Here is a 23,156-nt window from a genome sequence, read left to right as displayed (position 1 = left end):
AATGAAAAGAATTTATTTAGATCATGCGGCAACCACACCTGTTGATCCCCAGGTATTTGAGGTCATGTCTAAGGTATTAACTGAAGAATACGGAAATCCTTCATCAATATACCAAGAAGGGCGGCGTGTGAAAAAGTACGTGGAAGCTGCCAGAGAACAACTGGCTAAAGCTATTAATGCAGATATTCGTGAAATTTATTTCACTGGTAGCGGATCAGAAGCGGATAATTGGGCTATTAAAGGCGTAGCCATGAAGAATCGTGCTAAAGGAAACCACATCATTACAACTCAAATAGAACATCATGCAATTTTACATACTTGTGAATATCTCGAAAAAGAGGGGTTTGATGTGACCTATCTACCTGTTGATGAATTTGGTCTAATTTCTTTAGAAGATCTAAAACAGGCTATTCGCAAAGATACTATTCTGGTTTCGATTATGTTTGCTAATAACGAAATTGGTACAATTGAACCAATTAAAGAAATAGGCGAGATTGTAAAGGAAAAGGGAATTATTTTTCATACTGATGCCGTACAGGCTTTTGGTAATGTGCCAATTGATGTCAAGGAGCTCAATGTTGATCTTTTGTCGCTGTCGGCACATAAAATTTACGGTCCTAAAGGAATGGGAGCACTTTTTATCAGAAAAGGTGTCCTGATTGAAAATCTGATTCATGGAGGTGCCCAGGAGCGTAAAAAAAGAGCCGGGACTGAAAACACCGCGGGTATAGCGGCTTTCGGAAAGGCTGCAGAACTGGCTGTCGCAGATTTGGAAGCTAATAGCAATCATGAAAAGAAACTCAGAGACTTATTGATTGCTGGCGTGATGGATAAAATACCTCAAGTTCGGTTAAATGGTCATCCGACAAAGCGACTACCAGGTAATGTGAATTTCTGTTTTGACTATATTGAAGGTGAATCGATTTTATTAAGTCTTGATCTGGCAGGTATTGCAGCTTCAAGTGGCTCGGCTTGTACATCGGGATCGCTGGATCCTTCCCATGTTCTGTTGGCCATTGGTTTGCCAGCTGGTGTAGCCCATGGGTCATTAAGACTTAGCATTGGAAAGCACACCACAGAAGCAGATATTGAATATGTGATTGAACAGCTGGTTGTTATTATTGAAAGACTTCGAAAGATGTCGCCAATCGATGTGAATTGTCCTATTGATGATGCCGTATTTGAGAATGCCGGCCACCATCATTAAGGTTAGAAAAGGAGATAAAAATGGATTATACAGATAAAGTAATGGAGAACTTTCAGAACCCCAAACATGTTGGTGAATTAGAACAGGCAAATGGAGTGGGACAAGTAGGTAGCCCGGCTTGTGGTGATATCATGAAGATATTCCTGCAGATTGATGATGAGGGAATCATTCAGGACGCATCTTTTAAAACATTTGGGTGTGGAGCGGCTATAGCCAGTAGCAGTATGGCCACGGACATGATTATCGGGATGAATATTGAAGAAGCTGCAAAACTAAAGAATTCAGAAGTAGTTGAAGCCCTGGGCGGACTCCCTAACGAAAAAATCCATTGCTCGGTGCTGGCTGCTGAAGCGATTCAGGCTGCTATCGAAGATTATAAAAAAAGTATCACGGAATAATTAAAAGCCTTTAATTGGAGTCATAGTCTGCAATTAAAGGCTTTTTTATAATATTATCGGTAATAAACATCAAAAATTGATGTGAAATTGGAGGCGAAATGGATCAGAACGTTTTGTATCAATTTTCTACATTAGAAGCATTTACCAACAAAGGCTATGATGGGAAACTGACTATTGAAAGATTAAAAAAGTTTGGTGATACCGGGCTTGGAACTTTTAATGGACTGGATGGTGAATTAATGCTGATTGACGGTCAAGTTTATCAGGCTGATGGAGATTGTTTCATAAAAGCAATTAATAATCAAAAAAAGATTCCTTTTGCAGTGATGGGATTTCTGGAAGTATCAGAAAATATAGTTCTCAAGTCTTTGCCTGGGATGAAAGAGTGTGGCCAGGCATTGGATCAGGCGATTGCTGGTGATGATCCGATCGTTCTGGCTGTTCTGCGAGGAGACTTTCCTGATTTAATCCTCCACAGTGTCTGGCCTCAGGAGAAGCCATACCAAAGTCTTTCAGAAATTGTTTCAAAACAGAAAGTTGTTAAACTAAAAAGGCAGAAGGGGACGATGATAGGAATTCGCTGTCCGCTATCGGCAAAAGGCCGAAATGTTGTTGGTTGGCATTTTCATTATATTTCAGATGATAAAACAATCGGTGGTCATGTCAATGATTTTAAAAGTAGCAAATTAACGATTAAATATTCGATTAAATCACAAATGATTGAGCTTTTGGCTAATTCTTAAATAGAGGTTGACAATTAAAAGTTTTATGAATATAATCAAGTTTGTGAATTAATAAAAAGCGTTGAAGGCGAAGACTCAAACAATGGTTATTGCAGAGAGAAAGAAGCTGGTGGAATTCTTTTATAAGTATGTTTTAGTTGCCGCGCCCGAGCTGCAGAGAAGAACTAAGTATTTTTTGCCGGGAAACCGTTATCCAAAAAAGAGAGCAGTGCTTAGCACTGCTAATTTGGGTGGTACCGCGGAAAAATAACCGTCCCTTGCGTGATGCAGGGCTTTTTTTGTTTGTATGAAAATGTCAGCTTCTGACATAATGTAAGAATAAAGGAGAAAGAATGAAACCATTAGGACTTAATGAAATTAGAGAAAAGTATTTGGAATTTTTTGAAGGGAAAGATCATTTGCGGCTCAAAAGCTTTCCCCTGGTTCCAATCAACGATAAAAGTCTGCTTTTAATCAATTCGGGAATGGCACCAATGAAACCCTATTTTACCGGTGATGAAGTACCACCAAGAAATCGGGTGACTACCTGTCAGAAATGTATTCGTACACCTGACATCGAAAATGTTGGCAAGACAGCCCGACACGGGACATTTTTTGAAATGCTCGGAAATTTTTCGTTTGGCGATTATTTTAAAAAGGAAGCCATTCCATGGGCCTGGGAATTCTGTACTCAGGTGATGGAAATGCCAGCTGAAAAGATTCATATTTCAATTTATTTGGATGATGATGAGGCTTATGATATCTGGCATAATGATGTCGGAATTCCTGCTGAGCGCATTGTTCGACTGGGCAAGGAAGATAATTTCTGGGAGCATGGTTTAGGACCTTGTGGTCCCTGTTCAGAGCTCTACTATGATCGCGGTGAAGAATATGGTTGTGACAGCCCCGACTGTGGTGTAGGCTGCGAGTGCGACCGCTACATTGAGTTCTGGAACCTTGTTTTTACCCAGTTTGACAAAGATGAAGCAGGAAACTATAATCCACTGGAAAACCCTAATATTGATACCGGTATGGGTCTGGAGCGTTTAGCCACGATAATGCAGGGCGTGGGAACCATTTTTGAAGTGGATACCGTTGGTCATGTTTTAAACTATATCTGTCAAAAAGCCGGTGTGAAATATGGCGAGAATACTGAAGATGATATTTCGATTCGCGTCATCACAGACCACATCAGAAGTGTTACCTTTATGATTGCTGATGGGGTTATGCCGGGCAACGAAGGTCGTGGCTATGTTTTGCGACGACTGTTGCGACGGGCGGTTCGCCACGGGAAATTATTGGGTATCAAGGGGCTGTTTCTGTATGATGTAGCGAAAGAAGCGATCCGGGTTTCTGAAGGTGCCTACCCGGAACTTAAAGAAAAAGAGTCTTTTATTAAGAAACTGATTACCATCGAAGAAGAGAAATTCAAGCAAACCATCGATCAGGGACTGTCGCTATTAAACAAGGAAATTGGTGAATTAATAGCAATGGAAAAATCGGTTTTTCCTGGTTTTGGTGCCTTTAAACTTTACGATACATATGGTTTCCCTATTGATCTGACAAAAGAAATTGTTGAAGAGAGAGGGTTGATAGTAGAACTTAGCGAATATGAAGCTGCAATGCAGGCTCAGAGAGACCGCGCTCGACAAGACCGGGCCAACAGTGACCATGCCGTATGGGCTGATGATCCTTTTAATCCTTTAGGTCCTGATGCCGTAAGCCGTTTTGTTGGCTACGATAATCTGACAACCGAAGGCGAAATTCTTGGTCTGGTAGTTAAGGAAGAGTTGGTTGATGAAGCAAAAACCGGAGATGAAGTGATCCTTCTCCTTGATGAAACTTCTTTTTATGCCGAAAGCGGTGGACAAACCGGAGATAAAGGTTTAATCCAGAGCGGCAGTGGAGAAATTGAGATCACTGATTGTAAAAAGGGAAGCCTCAATCGACATCTGCATTTCGGGATTGTTAAATCCGGAAGTTTTAAAGTTGGTGATACGGTTATTACGGAAGTCAATAAAAAACTCAGAAAAGCAGTGGAAAGAAACCATACTTCCACGCATATGATGCACCGGGCATTACGAAAGGTTTTGGGAGAACATGTAGAACAGGCGGGTTCTTTTGTATCACCGGAAAGATTACGTTTTGACTTTAATCATTATCAGGCGATGACCCATGACGAAATCAGACAGGTTGAAGAAATCGTTAATGAAGCAATTCTGGAAGCTTATGATGTAGAAATATTTGAAACGTCTATTGATAAGGCTAAAGCTTTGGGTGCGACAGCATTATTTGGCGAAAAGTACGGCGAAATTGTCCGGGTTGTTAAAATTGGCGATTACAGTACAGAGTTGTGTGGAGGATGCCACATGACAAATTCTGCCAAAGCCGGAATGTTTAAAATAATCAGCGAAGCTGGTGTTGCGGCAGGCGTAAGACGAATTGAAGCAGCGACTGGTTTCAATGCAGTTAACCTGGTTGAAAAAATGGATGATACGTTGCTGGAGGTTGCAGGTGCTTTAAAAACCAATCCTGAACAGTTGTTAGAAAAAGTCCATGAACTTTCAGAAAGTAATAAACACAAGGAAAAAACCATCGCGGATTTGAAACAGAAATTTGCCGGAAATATGGTTTTGGATATCCATCAGAAAATGTCAATCTTTGCCGGTGTGCAAATGACGGTGGCCGATGTCGAAAATTTAGGAATGGATGAGTTAAGAACTGTCGGTGACCTTTTAAAAGACAGAATGGGTTCGGGGGTTGTATTGCTTGGTTCGACTAAAGATGATAAAGTGAATTTTATTGCCATGGCAACAAAAGATATTGTCAAGCGGGGCTTCCATGCCGGTAAGGTAATTAAGGAAGTGGCGGCAGTGGCTGGCGGCGGCGGCGGTGGCCGTCCTGATATGGCGCAGGCTGGAGGAAAACAACCCGAAAAGCTGTTGGAAGCATTGAAAAAGGGTGAGAGTCTGATTCAGGAACAGTTAAATTAATTATTGTTCAGGGCAAAAATTATCTCATTTAACTTGTATTTTTAACGGCTATGATGTAAAATAAGTACAGTTGATTGTGAAGGAGGTCAGACGACGATGGGAGAAAATACGATGATAGATCGTGGGACAATAATGTTTGAAGTCGACAGTGATAAATCTGAGAAAATTGACAGCGTCATGCGTAAGGTACATGAAGCCTTAATGGAAAAAGGTTATAATCCTGTCAATCAAATTGTAGGATATGTCATGTCAGGAGATCCGACCTATATCACAAGCCATAAAGAAGCGCGAAATGCAATACAAAAAATAGAACGGGATGAATTACTGGAAGAGCTGGTAAGACGTTATTTAAACAGCATTCAGTAAAATATTTGAAGGCTGTCTCAACCGAGGCAGCCTTTCTCTTTAACAACTAATTTGAGCGATACTTGCATAAATGAGCACAAAAGCGTATAAAGCATGATTATAAATTTAAGGTAAACTATGAAAGAAAATCAGCTTGGACAAACCGGTATTATGGTTTCCCGAATGTGTTTTGGCAGTTTGACGTTGGGACCGCTGCAAAAAAACTTAAGTCTGCAGGAATCTCGTGAGATCATTGCCAAAGCGCTGGATTATGGCGTTTATTTTTTTGATACGGCAGATCTTTATAATAACTATGATCATCTTAAACAGGCGATTGACATTAAAAGAGATGTGGTGGTTGCCACAAAATCTTATGATTATACTAAAGAAGGCCTGGATCAAAGCTTAAACCGGGCATTAAAAGAACTAAATCGTGATTATGTTGATATCTATATGCTTCATGAACAGGAATCAGCTAAAACGATTGAAGGGCACTGGGAGGCCATAGAACGATTGCTTTACTACAAGGAAAAAGGTGCAGTAAGAGCGATTGGAATATCGACTCATCGAATTGAAGGTGTTCTGGCAACACTTAAGTATCCCGAAATTGAAGTGGTTCATCCCCTGATCAATTTAACCGGAATCGGAATTGAAGATGGTAATGTTGAGGAAATGGAATCAGCAATTGCTTTGGCCCGTCAAAAAAACAAGGGTTTGTATGGGATGAAACCATTGGGTGGAGGAAATCTTCTGGCTCAAAAACAAGCCTGTTTTGACTATATTCTTGGACTTGAAACGCTTGACGCGATTGCCATTGGGATCCAGTCTGTTGATGAAGTTTTATATAATATCAGAAAATTTAATGATGAGATAATTGATAATGACCTTGAAGCGCGGGTCCAGAACAGAGAGAAACATCTGATGATCAGTGACTGGTGTACAGGATGCGGCAAATGTGCAGCCCACTGCAGTCAAAAGGCAATTCAAGTGGTTGACAGTCAAGCGATTATTGATAAAAAGCGCTGTGTGCTTTGCTGTTATTGCAGTGCCTATTGTCCTGATTTTTGTATTAAGGTAATATAAGGTAAAAAAATGAAAAGAGTTTTAGGTATCGATGTGGGTGATAAGCGCATTGGCATCGCGGTAACAGATCCGCTCTGGTTTACGGCTCAAGGTGTGATGACCTTAAAGCGCAAAACCCGGGATGACGATCTTTTAGCGTTTAAGGAACTGATTGACCGATATGATATTAAAACCATAGTGGCTGGTTTGCCAGTTAGCATGGATGGCAGTGAGTCTGCTCAGACAAGAAAAACAATGAATTTCTGTCAGTTTATAAAAAAAAGGCTGGGTGTGGAAATTATCTATGAGGATGAACGATTGACTTCTATTAGTTCCGAAGAAGTATTGATTGAAGGAAATGTTTCGAGAAAAGATCGCAAAAAGTATGTTGATACTTTAGCCGCACAATTAATTTTACAGTCTTATATGGAGCGCGTTAAGGAATAAGCGTAGATTAAGTTAAAAGGAGTATAATTAAACTTAGCTGTCACAAGAACGAGAACAAATTATAGGAACAATAACGCAGATGCGTAATAAAATAAAGAGAGAGAGAATATGGAAGATAAAATAGTATTAATTGATGAAAATGGTGAAGAACGTGAATTTGAAATGGTTGTTAGTATGGACCTTGAAGGAAAAACCTATGTGCTTCTATCTGAAAATGAAGAAAGTGAAGATGTTTATCCTTTTGTAATTACCGAAGATGAAGATGGTGAGGTTCTGATGCCAGTTGAAAGTGAAGAAGAATTCGCAATGATTGAAGAAGCTTACGAGCAGTTAATGGAAGAAGAGGATGAAGCTGAGTAATCAGCCACTGGTTGAAGGTGTTTTTATAAGTCGTCTTAATCGATTTCTGGCTGAAGTGCTAATCGATGGGCAAAACAATGAAGTTCACGTACCAAATACCGGACGAATGCGTGAACTTCTGCTTCCAGGGGCAGGGATTATCTTATCATATAATCCCTCAGTTAAGCGAAAAACTGATTACACCCTGCTGGCAGTATCATACCGCGGCATTTGGGTGAGTGTCGATTCCGGGCTGGCCAACAGTTTGGCTGAAGACTATCTGCAGGAGCGAACAGATATTACAGATGTCCGGCGCGAAGTGGTTTATAAAAATAGCCGATTTGATTTTTTCTGTCAGAAAAATGAAAAGCCATGTTATTATGAAGTGAAAAGCGTAAATCTGGTTGTTGATGGAATTGCTAAATTTCCTGATGCACCGACAAAAAGAGGCAGCAAGCATTTACTGGAGCTGATGGATGCCAATAAAAACGGTTTTTTGGCCGGCGTCCTGTTTTTTGTAATGCGATCAGATGCAAAGGCTTTTTCACCGAATGTAGAAACCGATAGTGAATTTTCGCGTTTATTGGGTCAATGTCATAGTCTGGGATTGGAGCTCCGCTCTCTTTCCTGTGATATTGATGGAATAAACATAAAAATTTTAGAAGAGCTTCCGATTCAGTTTGTTTAAACACTTAAGGTAAATGAGATGGAGTATCAGCAGATTGTAGAAATACTTAGAAAAAGCGGGTATAAATTAACTCCTCAACGGCGAAGAACAATAAAAGTTCTGCTAACAAAGGGAAATGACCATTTCAGTATTGACGAATTGTATCAGGAAGTAAAACGTGAAAGCCCAGAGCTAGGAGTATCCACCATTTATCGAACGGTGCAGCTATTGGAAGAAATGGGGATCATTACCAGAAGGAATTTTGATGACGGGTTTGCCAGATTTGAACTGTGCGAGCTTGAGGAAAAGCATTGGCATCATCATTTGATTTGCCTAAAATGCAAGAAAGTCATTGAAATGCAGGACGATTACCTGGAGACTCTGGAAAAAGAAATTGAAGAGAAAAAAAATTTTATTATAATGAATCATGAGCTAAAAGTGTACGGATACTGCAGTGATTGTTATAAGAATATGAAAGGAGTCAAATTTGACTGAAAACAACAACTTAATAACGACAGATACGCAACGGATAAGCGGGAGAAAACCCCGAAGGAAACCCTATACGAAGAGAAATAAGGATAAATTGAGGGTCATTCCACTGGGGGGACTTGGCGAAATTGGAAAGAATATCACCGTGTTTGAGTACAAAGACGACATTATCCTGGTTGATTGCGGTCTCAAGTTCCCGGATGATGATATGTTTGGGATTGATATTGTGCTGCCTGATTTTAATTACATTCTGGAAAATCAGGACAAGGTAAAGGGGGTTGTTATTACCCACGGCCATGAAGATCATATTGGCGGCCTTGTGTATCTGCTTAAAAAATTGAATATTCCTATTTATGCGACAAAGTTTACAATGGGGCTGATCGATAAAAAGCTAAAAGAGCATGGCCTTTTGACAAAAACCGAAAGAATTATTGTTAAACCGGCAGAAAAATCAGATATTGGTGCTTTTAATGTGGAGTTCATTCGTGTCAACCACAGTATTGCTGACGCAGTAGGTCTTTGTATTAAATGTCCGGCAGCAACTGTTTTGCATACGGGAGATTTTAAGATTGATTATCACCCTATTGGTGGAGAAATTATTGATTTACAACGATTTGCAAAAATCGGATCCCAGGGTGTGGATTTGTTAATGTCTGATAGCACCAATGTTGAAGGCGAAGGATTTACGCAGTCAGAAAGCACCGTAGGACCTACATTGTTTAACCTCTTTAGAGGGGCGAAGGGGAGAATTATTGTGACCACTTTTGCCTCGAATGTCCATCGAATTCAGCAGGTTATAGATGCAGCAGTGGAATATAACCGAAAAGTTGTTATCTGTGGCCGAAGTATGGAAAATGTTACAGAAGTGGCAAGAGATCTGGGTTATTTAAATATACCGGAAAATGTCCTGGTGGAGCTTCGAGATATCGGTAAATATAAAGACCGTCAATTGGCGATTATTACAACCGGCAGCCAGGGTGAGCCGATGGCAGCTTTGGGAAGAATGGCCTTGGGCGAACATCGTCACCTGACAATCAAAAAAGAAGATACAGTCATAATTTCAGCTACGCCGGTACCCGGTAATGAAAAAATGGTAGCTGAGGTTATCAATAAACTGGTTGAGTTGGGTTCTGATGTAGTTTATGGAAAATTTGCGGAAATTCATGTTTCTGGACATGCCCGTAAAGAAGAACTCAAATTGATGCTGACATTGATTCAACCAAAAAACTTTTTACCAGTCCATGGTGAAGCGCGAATGCTGATGCAGCATGGTGATTTGGCACAGTCAGTGGGGATGAATAAGAAAAATATTCAGATTATTGATAATGGAACAATACTGGAAGTTGATCGACGTTCAGTAAAAGTGGTGGGTAAAACCCAGGCGGAACCTGTTCTGGTGGATGGTCTTGGCGTTGGCGACATCGGCAACATTGTTTTAAATGACCGAAAACGTTTGGCAGAAGATGGACTCTTTATTGTGGTCTGTACCATGCATAAGGGAAAATCTGTTTCAGGACCTGATATCATTTCCAGAGGATTTGTTTATGTTCGAGAATCCGAAGAATTGATCAATAATGCCAGAGATGAAGTGAAAAAAGCCTTACTGGCCTGTGAAGAAAAAAATATTGTTGACTGGAATTCGATTAAGAATGCCATTCGCGATTCATTGTTTAAATACTTATATAAAGAAACCCAAAGAAAACCGATGATCCTTCCAATTTTGATGGAAGTGTAAATCAGTAAGAAAAGGAGCGCAGGATGAATATTTTTGATGCAGCCAATGATTTTGCAGCGGCTTTAAAAGAGACCGAAAGTTATCTGGATTTTATTAAGGCCAAAGAGGCACTGATGGCAGACCAGGAAAAGTATGCCATGGCCAAAGACTATATGGAGAAACAGATGGCTATTCAGTCTCTGCAAATGTCAGGCGAAGAACTGACTCAGGAACAGGTAGATGAGTATAATAACTTAGCCGATATGATTATGACAATCCCGTTAATTGCGGCATATTTCGAGGCGCAGGTGAAGTTTTCGATTTATTATCAGGAAATTGCGGATCAGATTGTTCAGTCAGTAGAATTGCAATTGGACTGAAATTAAATAGTTGAATTTATTGTAGAAATAGAGGGGCAAACCTTTTCGAGGTGCCTCTTTTTCTGATTTTAAGACATCAATGAAGTGGTTTGTAGTATAATGAAAAAATGGAATAAATACGCGTCTAGGAAAAATCTTGATCTATCAATTTGAAAGGAAGTGAAAAATGGATAATAGAAAGAAGAGTCCTGCTGCAATCAGAGCAGAGAAAAGAAAGAAGGTCAATCAGCGAAGGGTGGTCATCATTCTATTCGTTTTTTTGCTTCTTTGTACAACGGTGGTCTTCAGTTTTTCCTTTTTTATTAAAAAGAATTTGGAGCCAGTAGGTGCCGGAGATATCGTTCAGGTTGAGATTCCACCAGGATATACTGTTACCGAAATCGCAACCCTTTTAAAATCGGACGGACTGATTAAGGATACCTTCGCTTTTGAATATTATGTGCGTCGGGAAAATGCAGCAAGTTACCTTCAATCCGGCCACTATGAGATTAGCCCGGAACTGTCAGTAGAAGACATCGTCGATATGTTAATGACAGGGGATGTTTACAATACGACGATAACAATCCCGGAAGGCCGAAATATTTCTGAAATGGCGGTAATCCTGGAATCGGCGGGAATATGCTCCCAGGAGGATTTCATTGCTGAGACCCAAAAGGTCGCTGAGTATCAGGCTATTTATCCGATTCTTGATGGGATATCTTTGGAAGAAAAGGATGGTGTCAGCCGCTCCCTGGAAGGTTATTTATTTCCGGATACTTACCTTTTAACACCTGATGCAACAGCGGAAGATGTAGTAATGGCGATGTTAGAGCGATTTGAGGAAGTTTACTCGGAGGATTACCTGGAACAGACTGACAAAATGGGAAAAACAGTGGATGAGATTGTTATCATGGCTTCGCTAGTTGAAATGGAGTCAAAATACGATGAGGACAGAGCTTCTGTTGCCAGCGTATTTTATAATCGGATTGCCGCGGATATGCCGCTGCAGTCAGACATAACAGTCGATTATGCCAGAGGTGAAAAAACAACGGTATTAACAACCGAGCAGACACAGATTGAGTCACCATATAATACCTATATAAATCTGGGGTTGCCTTTTGGTCCGATCGCATCCTTCGGTGAATCTTCACTGCAAGCAGCACTTTATCCGGACGATACGAATTATCTCTATTTCGTGGCTGATCTGGATACTGGCAAGATTATTTTTAACGAGACTTATGATGAACATCTGGCTGATGTTGAAACTTATTTAAGTGATTATACTGCCGGCGAATAAAGAAAAGAAGGCATAAATGTGAATGAAATTGTTAAGGATTATATAGAAAATTATCTAAGGGAATTGCTGCCAGCAGGAAACGAAAGACTGGCAGCGTTAAGACGAACTGCAGAGGAAAATAATATTCCCATTATCCATTCGGAAGTGGAAAAGCATATAGAATTGCTGATTACGGCAACAAAAGTTCAAAGAATACTGGAAATTGGAACTGCGGTCGGTTATTCAGCCTCAGCTTTTGCCCATTTTATGGGCGAAGCAGGAAGCGTTGACACCATCGAGCGTAGTTTTAGCATGGTAGTTGAAGCCAAAGAGAATTTTCGCCGGATGGGACTTAATGAGCGGGTTAATCTGCTGGTTGGCGACGCCCAGGAAGTGATTAAGGAGCTTTCAGAGCCTTATGATATGATATTTCTGGATGGAGCAAAAGGGCATTATATCCATTTGCTGCCTGATTGTCTGAGATTATTAAAACCAGGGGGTCTGATTGTTTCAGATAACGTTTTGTTTAAAGGGATGATTGCCAGCAATGAACTGGTGATCAGGAGAAAAATCACAATCGTCAAAAGGATGCGGCGTTATTTAAAAGAGATTTCTAACCATCCTGAACTGCTGACTTCGATTTTACCACTCGGTGATGGTCTGGCAGTGAGTTATAAAAAATAATTTATCTGAAAGAGGCTTAAAGCTTTCGTTGATATTTAGGGTAAATTGACATGCTGTAAGAATATAATTTGAGCTTTTGATTTAAACTGGAAAGAGAAAATGATGAAAAAACCTGAGTTACTGGCACCTGCCGGAAATTTTGAGAAACTAAAATTTGCCCTTCACTACGGGGCAGATGCCGTTTATTGCGGTGGAGAACAGTTTGGCCTACGGGCCAAGGCCGATAATTTTGACCTTGAAGGATTGAGGGAAGCGGTTTCTTATGTTCATGCAAAGGATAAAAAAATTTATGTGACTTTAAACATGATTCCTCATAATGAGGATCTGATTGGACTACCCGAATATGTAAAAGAACTGGATAATATGGCTGTGGACGGCGTGATTGTAGCTGATCCCGGCATTTTTTCGGTAGTCAGAGAAGTGGCGCCGGAATTAAAAATTTCTGTAAGCACACAGGCCAATAATACTAACTGGCGAAGTGTTGCGTTTTGGCATGGCTTAGGGGCAAAACGTATTGTTCTGGCTCGAGAACTGGGAATCGCGGAAATTAAAGAAATAAGAGATAAAGTATCAGCTGATATGGAAATCGAAACTTTTGTTCATGGAGCTATGTGTATTTCCTATTCGGGACGATGTCTTTTAAGTCATTATATGACTGGTAGAAATTCCAATCAGGGTGATTGTGCCCATCCTTGCCGGTGGAAATACCATTTGATTGAGGAAACCAGACCTAATGAAACCTTTACCATTGAGGAAACAGATAAAGGCTCTTTTATTTTCAATTCAAAAGATCTTTGCCTGATCAATGAGATTCCGATGCTTATGCGGGCAGGTGTGGATAGCTTTAAAATTGAAGGACGAATGAAAAGTCTTTATTATGTGGCGACAGTGGTTTCAACCTATCGAAAAGTTATTGATGATTTGTTTGAAAATCCTCAAATAAGTGAGGTCGATTCTTTTTATTATCAGGAGCTGACAAAAGTTAGTCATCGGAATTATACTACCGGTTTCTTTCATGGAAAAACAGATGCATCGGATCAGAACTACGGGACTAGTTCTTACACCCGGCCCTATGATTTTATCGGGGTGATATTATCATATAATGAAAAGAGCCAAATGGCAACGATCCAGCAGCGAAATAAAATTGTCGCTGGTGATGAAATTGAAGTGATGATTCCGGGAAAAGGTTACTTTGTCCAAACAGCAAATTATCTGCTTGACGAAACCGGCAATGAACTGGAGTCGACACCTCATCCTAAGATGATCTATCAGATGAAAATGGATCAGTCGGTATCACCAATGGACATTCTGAGAAAAAAAGATTAAGGTATAGGCTCAAGGGGGAATTATGAGAATTTATATAGCTGCATCCTGGAAACACCAACACGCAGTGGAGATGCTTACAGATTTGCTGGAAGAAAGATCGCACAAGGTTTTATCATGGATACGTGAAGGTCGACCGGAAGAAGCCTTTCTATCCCAGAAAGAACTGACTCACTTTATCGAATCTGATGAAGGGCTGCGGGTTTTTGACTTTTGTGTGTCATCGGTAAAATCTGCAGACCTGCTGATTTATATCGGTCCTTCAGGTTGTGATGCCTGGGCTGAAATAGGAACGGCATATGGTTCGCAAATTCCCATATTTGGACTAAAAGCTAAAGCAGAGCAGGTCGGTTTGATGCGTCATATGATTAAAAACTGGTTTTCTTCGATTGCGGAATTATTGCAGGGTGTAGAAGCGATTGAAAAAGAACTTTTTACAAGACGATGAATTACAATTTAGTTCGGAGCAAAAGAAAAACCATTAGTTTAAAAATAACAGAATCCTGTGAGTTGGAAGTTCGAGCACCTAAGCGTATGGCAACTGACCAGATCGAAAATTTTGTCAGAAAACATCAGGCCTGGGTTGAATCGCGTATACAGCAGATGCGTCAGAGTCAACAGAGAAAAGACGCTTTTCAGGTAGCCTTTGGAGAAAAATATTTAATGCTTGGCGATTACTATCCTTTGATACCTGTCAAACAATCTGACTTTGGTTTTAATGGAAAAGGCTTTTATGCTGATGAAGAATTTACGAAAGACCAGTTAAAAAAAGGTATGGTGTCTTTGTATCGGGATCTGGCAAGAAATTTATTGATTAAAAAGACCGTTGATTATGGCCAGAAAATGGGTGTTTTTCCCCTCAAATTGAAAATCAATAAAGCGCGAACCCGTTGGGGCTCCTGTTCATCGTCTGGTAATCTTAATTTCTCCTGGTATCTGATTATGGCAGAGGAATCAGCCATCGATTATGTAGTAGTACATGAACTAGCGCACTTGATCCAGATGAATCATTCAACAGAGTTTTGGGAGATTGTAGAGGGATACTGTCCCGACTATCTTGGAGCAAAAGAAAAGCTCAAATGTTTACAAACTTTGCTTGCAGATCAGAATTGGGAATAAGAAGTATCAGTTTGAATATATAGGATTAAAACGTATAAAGGACATTTTCGCGATTGTGGAATTTTATCGCTGAAGATGTTTTTTTATTGCGAAAAATCTTGACAAAAGAGCATATTGTATATATAGTATATATACAATATGCTGATATGGGGTGATGAATTGGAAATTGTGATCAGTAATGCTAGCGAAAAACCAATTTATGAACAGATTGCTAGTCAAATCAAAGGAAAAATTATGAGTGGAGATTTAAGTCCGGGGGAGATGCTTCCCAGTATGCGGCTTTTAGCAAAGGAACTTAGGATTAGTGTGATTACCACTAAAAGAGCTTATTCGGATCTGGAGCGGGATGGATTTATTGAAACGGTCACTGGAAAAGGGAGTTTTGTAGCTGCCCAGAATATGACCTTTCTCAGAGAAGAACAGCTAAAACAGGTCGAAAACTGCCTTATCAAGGCTGTTGAACTGTCAAAGATCAGTAAAATCGATTTGCCGGAACTATTAGAAATGATGAAAATTCTGTATGAAGGAGAGTAAAATGGAATATGCATTAAAGATCGAGAAGTTAAACAAAAGTTATTTGGATTTTAAATTGGATGATATCAGCTTTTCTGTTCCCCAAGGCAGTATCGTTGGTTTAATTGGTGAAAACGGAGCGGGGAAAACAACGACCCTAAAAGCCGTACTGGACCTGGTAAAAAGAGATAGTGGATCAATATCTTTCTATGACCAGAATTTGGATAAAAATTCTGAGAGTCTCAAAAACGATATTGGTGTAGTGCTGGATGCGCCCTGTTTTCATGACGCACTCAGAGCGAAAGATATCAGCAGGATAATGCGAAATATCTATGTGAATTGGGAGAATGAGAACTTTTTTAAAATGCTTGATAAATTTAAACTGCCAAGAGATAAAGCAGTTAAAGAATATTCAAAAGGAATGAAAATGAAGCTGCAAATTGCGGTGGCTTTGGCTCACAATCCCAAAATTCTGATTCTCGACGAAGCCACCAGCGGACTGGATCCTGTTGCGCGGGAAGAGATGATGGATGTATTTCAGGAGTTCATTCAGGACGAAGAAAAAGCAGTCCTAATGTCTTCTCATATTACCAGTGATTTGGACAAAATTGCTGATTATATCGTCTTTATGCATAGGGGAAAAGTTTTATTTCAGGAAGAAAAAGAAACCTTGTTAGCCTCTATGGGAATCTTAAAATGTGGAAGTAGTCAGTTTGAAAGCCTCAATTACCTGGATTACCATCGTTATCGGAAAAATCAGTTTGGTTATGAGGTACTGGTGAAAAACCGGGTTGAAATGAAAAATCTTTATCCGGATGTAATCATTGACCCGGCAACAATCGAAGAAATGATGGTGTTTTTTATCAAGGGGGAAGCAGCGTGAACGGGTTACTCTACAAGGATTTTATTAATTTAAAACCAACGTTTAAAATCTACTGTCTGATTGCTTTAATCTGGGCTGTTATTTTTATACCGGATGGCAACTACAGTATTTTTGGATTATTGATGGTAATGATGTCAACTTTAGTGATTACAACCCTTAGCCTGGATGATCTGGCAAAATGGGATGGATATGCGTTGACTATGCCTGTGAACAGAAAAGAAGTGGTTTATGCAAAATATCTGTTACTCTTGTGTTTAGTTGTCATCGGTGGAGTAACGGCTCTGTTAATTGGTGTGGTCGGAGCGCTGATGGGATTTTTTGATTTGTTGGAGATGCTATTTGTAATGGTAAATGTATTTATGATTGCCCTGATTTTTGGCTCAACCATGTTACCGCTAATTTATCGCTTCGGAACCGAAAAAGCCAGAACAATGATATTACTGGTAGCAGGAATTTTTAGCGGTTTAATACTTGTGGCAACTATATTAATTCCACCTGAAACAATTAAGGCTTTAGCAGGGTATTTGCAACACCCTTTTATGGTGATGAGTGGTTGCAGCATTTTAACAGTGATATATGTGTTTACTTCCCTTAAAATTTCAGTTAGCCTCTATGAAAGTAGAGATTTTTAGAACGGCAATAATTATTAGGATTGTACATTTTTAAACAGGGTTTAATCGCTCAGGCATTTTAATCCCTGTTTCTTTGTGTTAGAATTAAGTCTAAAGTAAAGGTCAGGAGACGACGATGCTAAAAATAGAAAATCTATCCAAAGCCTATGGGGATAAAAAAATAAAAGCGGTTGATCATATCAGCCTGGAAGTAAAACCGGGAGAAATTTTTGGTTTTATGGGACCTAATGGGGCGGGGAAAACCACGACCATTAAGATGATTGTCGGGCTTTTAAAACCGGACACCGGAAAGATTACCATTAATGGAATTGATAACCAGGCTGAGGTGCTCAAAGCTAAGAAACAGTTTAGTTATGTACCCGATACGCCAGTACTTTTTGATAAAATCAAAGCGATTGAATATCTGAAATTTATGGCTGATGTTTATGAAGTGTCAGCCGGTCAGCGAGAGCAGGTTTTTGAAGAATACACTGAACTGTTTGAAATCAAAAAAGCGATTAATGATCCGATCGGCTCGTTCTCTCATGGGATGAAGCAGAAACTGGCATTGGTGGGAGCGCTTTTACATGATCCCGAACTATTTATTCTGGACGAACCGATGGTAGGACTGGATCCTAAATCATCCTTTGAACTGAAACGAATTATGAGAGAGCGTTGTGATCAGGGAAAATCGGTTTTTTTCTCAACCCATGTACTGGAGGTTGCTGAAAAACTGTGCGACCGGATTGCTATAATAAAAGGTGGTCGAATCATTGAAGTTGGGTCTATGGAAGAGTTGCAGAATAAAGCCGGCAGCCAGGAATCCCTCGAAGAAATTTTTCTGGAGTTGACGGAATCATGAAGGAATTAATCGGATTAGCCAAATTATTTATTAATGAATCCTGGGGGATTTCGCAATTTTTATATAATAAGAATCACAATCAAAAAGCTTTTTTCAAACAGCTGGGCTTAATGGTTGTCCTTTTGGTCGCCTTATTTCCATCCTATTTAATGTATATCTCCTTTATGGGAGCTTTTTATGCCGGTCTTTCTTATGTGGGGCAGACCTCAGCTTTTCTGGTGTTTGGCTTTGTCATGACCACAATGCTGATTATCATTTTTGGGATTATGCAGGTTCTATCGGAATTCTATTTTTCTAAAAACATCGAAGAGCTTATTCCCCTCCCATTGTCTCCGGAGAAGCTGATACTGGGGAAGTTTACAGCTATACTGGCATCGGAATATATTTTTACCCTAATCGCATATCTGCCGGTATTGGTGATCTACGGAATTGCTCAGGGAATGGGGCTTCTGTATGCACTGCTTTGCCTGCCAGTGATTATTGCCTTGCCGATTATGCCACTGGCTCTGCTGACAGCACTTTTCATGCTGATTATGAAAGGTTCATCGATTAAGGGGCGGCAGGATGTTATTCAGATGCTCTTTTCCATTTTTTTTGTGGCAGCGATTTTGGGCCTGCAATTTTATTTCTCCAGTCAGCTGAGTACTTCGTCGGATGGTGATATCCAGGAAATTTTAAATACAATGCTGGCAAACAGTCAAATGCTCTTAAATCAGATTGCCTATTTGGTGCCGGCAAGTTTTCTCGTCGCCTGGGGACTTAATGCTATTACGCCAATGTCCGTGGTTTGGATTGTTTTGCTTCTTTTGCTTGCAGGGGTATCACTTTTTATTCTGGTACAGGTGGGTAAGCGCTTTTATCTAAGCAGTCTGGTTTCAGGGACAATTACCCAAAAATCTAAGGTCCTGTCAGAAGAGCAACGTCAAAAAAAGATACATAAAAATCGTTCGAAGGCGTTGGCGATATTTTTCATGGATATGCAAAATATGTTACGAACACCGATATTTCTTTTTAACAATGTAAGTGTTGTGGTGATAGTTCCAATTTGCCTCTTGTTGGGCTTAACCTTTAGTGGACTGAATCAGAGTGATCTAGCCGAGTTGCAAAATTTTTACAATGAGATGCCTTTTATTGCGACCTACATTTTGATTGGGATTTTCATCTTTTTTGGAGCGACTTCAGCGACTACCGCGACTTCCTTTTCCCGAGAAGGAAGGGCTTCCTGGACAACCCGGGTGATACCTGTTTCGGCTAGAGAACAGATTATTGGCAGAACGCTATCGGCTTTGCTGATTCAGGGACTGGGTATGGTATTTACGGTTGCTGTGGTCTGTTATATTCTGCCCCTGAAGGTTGAAACTATCATTCTGGCCCTGCTTCTTGGTCTGGTTGGGAGTGTGCCCATTCTATTTCTCGGGCTGTTTATTGATGTCAGCCGACCGCTGATCGACTGGGATAACCCCCAGAAGGCCGTTAAGAATAATATGAATGTTCTGATTACATTATTTGTCGGGATGCTTTATATGGCGATTGTGATTGGCTTGTCGCTGCTGGCAGGCTCTTTGACAAATTCATGGCTGGGTTATTTGCTTTATTTTATCCTTAATTCAGCGATTTCGGTACTTATGTATCTGCTTTTAAACCGACAGCTGGAAAGAAAGCTGATTCAATTTGATAACTAGGAGGAAGACTTGGAAAATATAAATTCTGACAAAAAACATAATCTGCTGATCTTTGAGAAAAGCCCCTATCTGTTGCAGCATGCCTATAATCCGGTAAACTGGCACCCCTGGTCGGAAGAGGCTTTTGCCAAAGCCAAACATGAGAGCAAGCCGATATTTCTTTCAATTGGTTATTCTACCTGTCACTGGTGTCATGTGATGGAAAAAGAAAGCTTTGAAGATCAGGAAGTGGCAGCGGTTTTAAATCGATATTTTATCTGTATTAAGGTAGATCGTGAGGAGCGACCGGATATCGATCAGATCTATATGACATTTGCGCAGATGAGTCGTGGCCAGGGAGGATGGCCCCTAAATGTATTTCTGACATCGGACCAGAAGCCCTTTTATTCAGGGACTTATTTTCCCAAATATTCCCGGAATGGTAAGATGGGTCTTCTGGATGTTCTGAGGGGGATTGCTTCACAATGGGAGGATAAGCGTTCGGAACTGACCAACTCGGCCCAGCGTATTACCAGACTTCTAAACGAAATGGAAACCACGCACAAGCGGACTGAAATGAGCGATACAGCGATGCGGGATGCCTATAACTATTATCGGGAAAACTTTGATCCGGACTATGGTGGTTTTAACAAGGCGCCGAAATTTCCCTCCCCTCATGTGCTTTTATTTCTGATGCGTTTTTATCGGGTGACCCGAGAAAAGGAAGCCCTGACAATGGTTGAAAAAACGCTTGAGCAGATGTATAAAGGTGGAATCTTCGATCATGTGGGTTATGGCTTTTCCCGCTATTCAACGGATTCCAAATGGTTGGTCCCGCATTTCGAAAAAATGCTTTACGATAATGCACTGATGATTATGGTTTATACCGAATGTTATCAGATTACGGGAAAAAGTCTTTACCGAGAAATTGCTGACAAGGTGATCAAATACCTGATCAGGGATTTGAAATCTTTGGAGGGGGGCTTTTATTCGGCTGAAGATGCTGATTCGGAAGGGATCGAAGGTAAGTTTTATCTTTGGTCCAAGCAAAAAATCGAAAAGATTCTGTCGCCTGAGGATGCATCTTTCTTATTTAGATACTATCCCATGGATCGGATTGGAAACTTTCAGGGCTTAAACATCTTGAATTTGATTTCCACTGACCTGAGGAGCCTTGAAAAGCCAGGCATTAAAGAGCGGTTGGACGGAATTCTAAAGAGCCTTTATGAACAGAGAAATAAACGGGTGAAGCCGGATAAAGACGACAAGATTCTGACGGCCTGGAATGCTTTGACAGTGACTGCCTTGTCGATGGCAGGACGGATCTTTGATAATGAAACGTATATCGGCTATGCTAAAGCGACCATGCACTTTATTGAAAAACGAATAACCGATGATTATGGCAAACTGATGGCCCGTTATCGCAAAGGCGAAGCCCGCTATCCTGCATATTTAGATGACTATGCCTATGTGACTTGGGCTTACGTGGAACTATATCAGGCGACATTTGATACCCGCTTTCTGGAAAAAGCGTTTGTGAAAATGGAAGAAATCATGGATAACTTCGGCGATGAAGAGGGGAGTAAGGGTTTTTATATTTATGGACGAGATGGTGAACGCCTGATTGCCAGACCTAAGGAAATTATTGATAATGTAATGCCTTCAGGCAATGCCATTACACTGTTTTTACTTATTAAACTGGGGAAAATAGGGAATCGCCGGGATTATCTGGAGAAAGCTGACAGTATGCTGACTTACTTTGCCGGTAAAATAAACGAAGCCCCGATGGTATATACCATGATGCTGACAGGAAAAATGCTGATGGACTTTGGTAAACAGGAAATTGTCATGACCGGAGATTTAAATGATCCCTTAACCCAGGAGATGATTAAGGAAATCAATAGTCACTATTTGCCGCTGGCATTTGTACTCCTCAATAAAAGTGAACAGGATTTTGCCAGTATTAATCCGGTTTTAAAAAGCTTTAAGCGGGTTGATGACAAAACCACAGCCTATGTTTGCGATGTGACTGGCTGCAAGCCTCCGGTTAATGATCTTTCTGGTTTAAAAGAAATTCTTAATAAGCATGATTAAGATATCATTAACCTTGGCATGCTTTAATAAATAGAGAATCTGTTTTGTTAAAAGGTTTAGATTAAGACGATGATTCTCATATTTTGGAGATTTGTGTTTTTTCTAAAACTTAGGTTATGAATGTTTTTATCTGTATCCGGCCCGTTTAAATTGCGAGTGACTAAAATTGGTCATGTTATGGAGGAAGAGATGAAATACTATAAAAAAGAAAAAAGCCAGCTGGCAAAGACCTTAACCAAAGAACAGTATGCTGTGACCCAGGAAAATCAAACTGAACCACCCTTCAAAAACGAATACTTTGATGAAAAGAGAAAAGGTATTTATGTGGATATCACAACTGGCCAACCGCTCTTTATATCGACAGATAAGTTTGATTCTGGATGCGGATGGCCCAGTTTTTCAAAACCAATCGAGGATGATCTGATTGCCGAAAAATTTGATACTTCTTTTGGTATGCGGCGAACAGAAGTTAGAAGTAAGGTTGGAGATGCCCATTTGGGCCACGTCTTTGATGATGGGCCAGTGGAGGCAGGCGGCTTGCGGTATTGTATCAACAGTGCAGCCCTTCGCTTTATCCCTTATGAAGAGCTGGAAGCTGAAGGATATGAAGAATTTAAGAATAAGTTTTAAAAAAGATCTGATTGTGGACTTTTGAGTTCATAATCAGATCTTTTTCAGTTTTAATGTAATGTAAAATGCCGTCCTGAGACAGAAACTACGCCTTCTTTTGCAAGCGCAGACAAAACCCGAGAGAGCGCACTGCGGTCAACACAAAGAAAATCTGCCAGTTCATTTCGGTTAAAAGGAATGTTAAAATCTGAGCTGCTGTTTTTTTCGGCCTGCATGGATAAGTAGGATAGAACCTTTTCCCGGATACTGCGATGGGAAAGAAGCTGATTTTTATCGCTTAACTGGATGTTTTTGCGGGCCAGAATTTTTAGCAGGTTTTCAATCAGACGATTATGAAAGCTGCAACTGGAGGAACAGGTGTTGATAATCCTGCTCACGCTTATAAACAATATTTTTGAGTCCGTTTTTGAAAGCACCGAAACAGGGCTTTCCAGGATGCCGGCACAAGCCAGGGCTTCACCGAAAATTTGGGTAGATCTTAGTTCGGTCAGAATGGTCCGGTTGCCGTTATAATCTTCCTGTATCACCTGAAGTTCCCCCTGCAGCACGATCCCTACTGAATTGATCGCTTGTCCGGAAACGAAAATAAGATCGCCTTTATGATAACACTTTTCCTGCGAGCCCAGACAATCAAGCATGGCCGGCAAATCATTGTCGATACCGCTGAAAAGTTTTACGTTTTTTAAGAGTTCAGTATATTTTTGCATTTTTTTTGCTCCTTGTTGCATATGCAACATATTTTTGGGTTTAATTATAGT

The 23,156-nt window shown here is 40.3% G+C and carries 25 protein-coding genes and 1 other annotated feature; of the genes, 24 read left to right on the top strand and 1 reads right to left on the bottom strand.

Annotated elements, in window-relative coordinates:
* The first annotated feature begins 1 nt into the window (after window position 1).
* From nifS to msrB, 24 genes are all read left to right on the top strand, one after another.
* Entirely contained in the window at window positions 2-1,207 is a 1,206-nt protein-coding gene (gene nifS / locus Q5O24_12920) for a cysteine desulfurase NifS (GenBank protein WKY47248.1), read from the top strand.
* Between the two features lie 20 nt (window positions 1,208-1,227).
* A complete protein-coding gene (locus tag Q5O24_12915) occupies window positions 1,228-1,605 on the top strand; it encodes an iron-sulfur cluster assembly scaffold protein (protein WKY47247.1) in 378 nt (125 codons plus the stop codon).
* A 98-nt stretch (window positions 1,606-1,703) separates the two neighbouring features.
* Window positions 1,704-2,348, top strand: a complete 645-nt coding sequence (locus tag Q5O24_12910; protein WKY47246.1) for an acetolactate decarboxylase — start codon at window positions 1,704-1,706, stop codon at window positions 2,346-2,348.
* 52 nt (window positions 2,349-2,400) lie between these two features.
* Window positions 2,401-2,609 (top strand) — a binding site (T-box leader).
* A gap of 71 nt (window positions 2,610-2,680) precedes the next feature.
* On the top strand, window positions 2,681-5,320 hold the full coding sequence (gene alaS / locus Q5O24_12905) for an alanine--tRNA ligase (GenBank protein WKY47245.1): 2,640 nt from the start codon (window positions 2,681-2,683) through the stop codon (window positions 5,318-5,320).
* A 96-nt stretch (window positions 5,321-5,416) separates the two neighbouring features.
* Window positions 5,417-5,686 (top strand): IreB family regulatory phosphoprotein, encoded by a 270-nt coding sequence (locus Q5O24_12900; protein ID WKY47244.1) that lies wholly within the window; start codon window positions 5,417-5,419, stop codon window positions 5,684-5,686.
* Between the two features lie 117 nt (window positions 5,687-5,803).
* The gene (locus Q5O24_12895) at window positions 5,804-6,748 is read left to right on the top strand and encodes an aldo/keto reductase (protein WKY47243.1); all 945 of its coding nucleotides are present in this window, start codon (window positions 5,804-5,806) and stop codon (window positions 6,746-6,748) included.
* Window positions 6,749-6,757: 9 nt separating this feature from the next.
* A complete protein-coding gene (gene ruvX, locus Q5O24_12890) occupies window positions 6,758-7,174 on the top strand; it encodes a Holliday junction resolvase RuvX (GenBank protein WKY47242.1) in 417 nt (138 codons plus the stop codon).
* A gap of 108 nt (window positions 7,175-7,282) precedes the next feature.
* On the top strand, window positions 7,283-7,534 hold the full coding sequence (locus tag Q5O24_12885; protein WKY47241.1) for a DUF1292 domain-containing protein: 252 nt from the start codon (window positions 7,283-7,285) through the stop codon (window positions 7,532-7,534).
* Window positions 7,521-8,201 carry a DNA/RNA nuclease SfsA gene (gene sfsA / locus Q5O24_12880; protein WKY47240.1) on the top strand — a complete coding sequence of 227 codons (681 nt, stop codon included), beginning with the start codon at window positions 7,521-7,523 and terminating at the stop codon, window positions 8,199-8,201. The genes Q5O24_12885 and sfsA overlap by 14 nt, the downstream gene beginning before the upstream one ends.
* 18 nt (window positions 8,202-8,219) lie before the next feature.
* Entirely contained in the window at window positions 8,220-8,675 is a 456-nt protein-coding gene (locus Q5O24_12875; protein ID WKY47239.1) for a Fur family transcriptional regulator, read from the top strand.
* Between the two features lie 34 nt (window positions 8,676-8,709).
* Complete coding sequence (locus tag Q5O24_12870) at window positions 8,710-10,404, top strand: ribonuclease J (GenBank protein WKY49260.1); 1,695 nt, start codon at window positions 8,710-8,712, stop codon at window positions 10,402-10,404.
* A 23-nt stretch (window positions 10,405-10,427) separates the two neighbouring features.
* Window positions 10,428-10,763: a YlbF family regulator gene (locus tag Q5O24_12865; protein ID WKY47238.1), complete on the top strand. Its 336-nt coding sequence runs from the start codon at window positions 10,428-10,430 to the stop codon at window positions 10,761-10,763.
* 166 nt (window positions 10,764-10,929) lie between these two features.
* Window positions 10,930-12,039: an endolytic transglycosylase MltG gene (gene mltG / locus Q5O24_12860; protein WKY47237.1), complete on the top strand. Its 1,110-nt coding sequence runs from the start codon at window positions 10,930-10,932 to the stop codon at window positions 12,037-12,039.
* 18 nt (window positions 12,040-12,057) lie between these two features.
* Complete coding sequence (locus tag Q5O24_12855; GenBank protein ID WKY47236.1) at window positions 12,058-12,702, top strand: O-methyltransferase; 645 nt, start codon at window positions 12,058-12,060, stop codon at window positions 12,700-12,702.
* A 102-nt stretch (window positions 12,703-12,804) separates the two neighbouring features.
* Window positions 12,805-14,028 carry a U32 family peptidase gene (locus Q5O24_12850; protein WKY49259.1) on the top strand — a complete coding sequence of 408 codons (1,224 nt, stop codon included), beginning with the start codon at window positions 12,805-12,807 and terminating at the stop codon, window positions 14,026-14,028.
* Window positions 14,029-14,050: 22 nt separating this feature from the next.
* Complete coding sequence (locus Q5O24_12845) at window positions 14,051-14,473, top strand: hypothetical protein (protein ID WKY47235.1); 423 nt, start codon at window positions 14,051-14,053, stop codon at window positions 14,471-14,473.
* Window positions 14,470-15,144: a SprT family zinc-dependent metalloprotease gene (locus Q5O24_12840; GenBank protein WKY47234.1), complete on the top strand. Its 675-nt coding sequence runs from the start codon at window positions 14,470-14,472 to the stop codon at window positions 15,142-15,144. The genes Q5O24_12845 and Q5O24_12840 overlap by 4 nt, the downstream gene beginning before the upstream one ends.
* A 159-nt stretch (window positions 15,145-15,303) precedes the next feature.
* The gene (locus tag Q5O24_12835) at window positions 15,304-15,678 is read left to right on the top strand and encodes a GntR family transcriptional regulator (GenBank protein ID WKY49258.1); all 375 of its coding nucleotides are present in this window, start codon (window positions 15,304-15,306) and stop codon (window positions 15,676-15,678) included.
* Between the two features lies 1 nt (window position 15,679).
* Window positions 15,680-16,540: an ABC transporter ATP-binding protein gene (locus Q5O24_12830; GenBank protein ID WKY47233.1), complete on the top strand. Its 861-nt coding sequence runs from the start codon at window positions 15,680-15,682 to the stop codon at window positions 16,538-16,540.
* A complete protein-coding gene (locus Q5O24_12825) occupies window positions 16,537-17,172 on the top strand; it encodes an ABC-2 transporter permease (protein ID WKY47232.1) in 636 nt (211 codons plus the stop codon). The genes Q5O24_12830 and Q5O24_12825 overlap by 4 nt, the downstream gene beginning before the upstream one ends.
* A gap of 115 nt (window positions 17,173-17,287) precedes the next feature.
* On the top strand, window positions 17,288-18,013 hold the full coding sequence (locus tag Q5O24_12820) for an ABC transporter ATP-binding protein (GenBank protein ID WKY47231.1): 726 nt from the start codon (window positions 17,288-17,290) through the stop codon (window positions 18,011-18,013).
* On the top strand, window positions 18,010-19,695 hold the full coding sequence (locus Q5O24_12815) for a hypothetical protein (protein WKY47230.1): 1,686 nt from the start codon (window positions 18,010-18,012) through the stop codon (window positions 19,693-19,695). Before Q5O24_12820 ends, Q5O24_12815 begins: the two co-directional genes overlap by 4 nt.
* A gap of 9 nt (window positions 19,696-19,704) precedes the next feature.
* The gene (locus Q5O24_12810) at window positions 19,705-21,768 is read left to right on the top strand and encodes a thioredoxin domain-containing protein (GenBank protein ID WKY47229.1); all 2,064 of its coding nucleotides are present in this window, start codon (window positions 19,705-19,707) and stop codon (window positions 21,766-21,768) included.
* Between the two features lie 189 nt (window positions 21,769-21,957).
* Complete coding sequence (gene msrB, locus Q5O24_12805; protein WKY47228.1) at window positions 21,958-22,398, top strand: peptide-methionine (R)-S-oxide reductase MsrB; 441 nt, start codon at window positions 21,958-21,960, stop codon at window positions 22,396-22,398.
* Between the two features lie 50 nt (window positions 22,399-22,448).
* On the opposite strand, the gene Q5O24_12800 is transcribed toward msrB, so the two are convergent.
* Complete coding sequence (locus Q5O24_12800) at window positions 22,449-23,105, bottom strand: Crp/Fnr family transcriptional regulator (GenBank protein ID WKY47227.1); 657 nt, start codon at window positions 23,103-23,105, stop codon at window positions 22,449-22,451.
* Window positions 23,106-23,156: the final 51 nt, after the last annotated feature.

The sequence above is a fragment of the Eubacteriaceae bacterium ES3 genome (assembly GCA_030586155.1).
Lineage (GTDB): Bacteria > Bacillota > Clostridia > Eubacteriales > Eubacteriaceae > Acetobacterium.
Note: the sequence above shows the minus strand (reverse complement) of the source record. Positions and strands in the feature narration are given on the sequence as shown.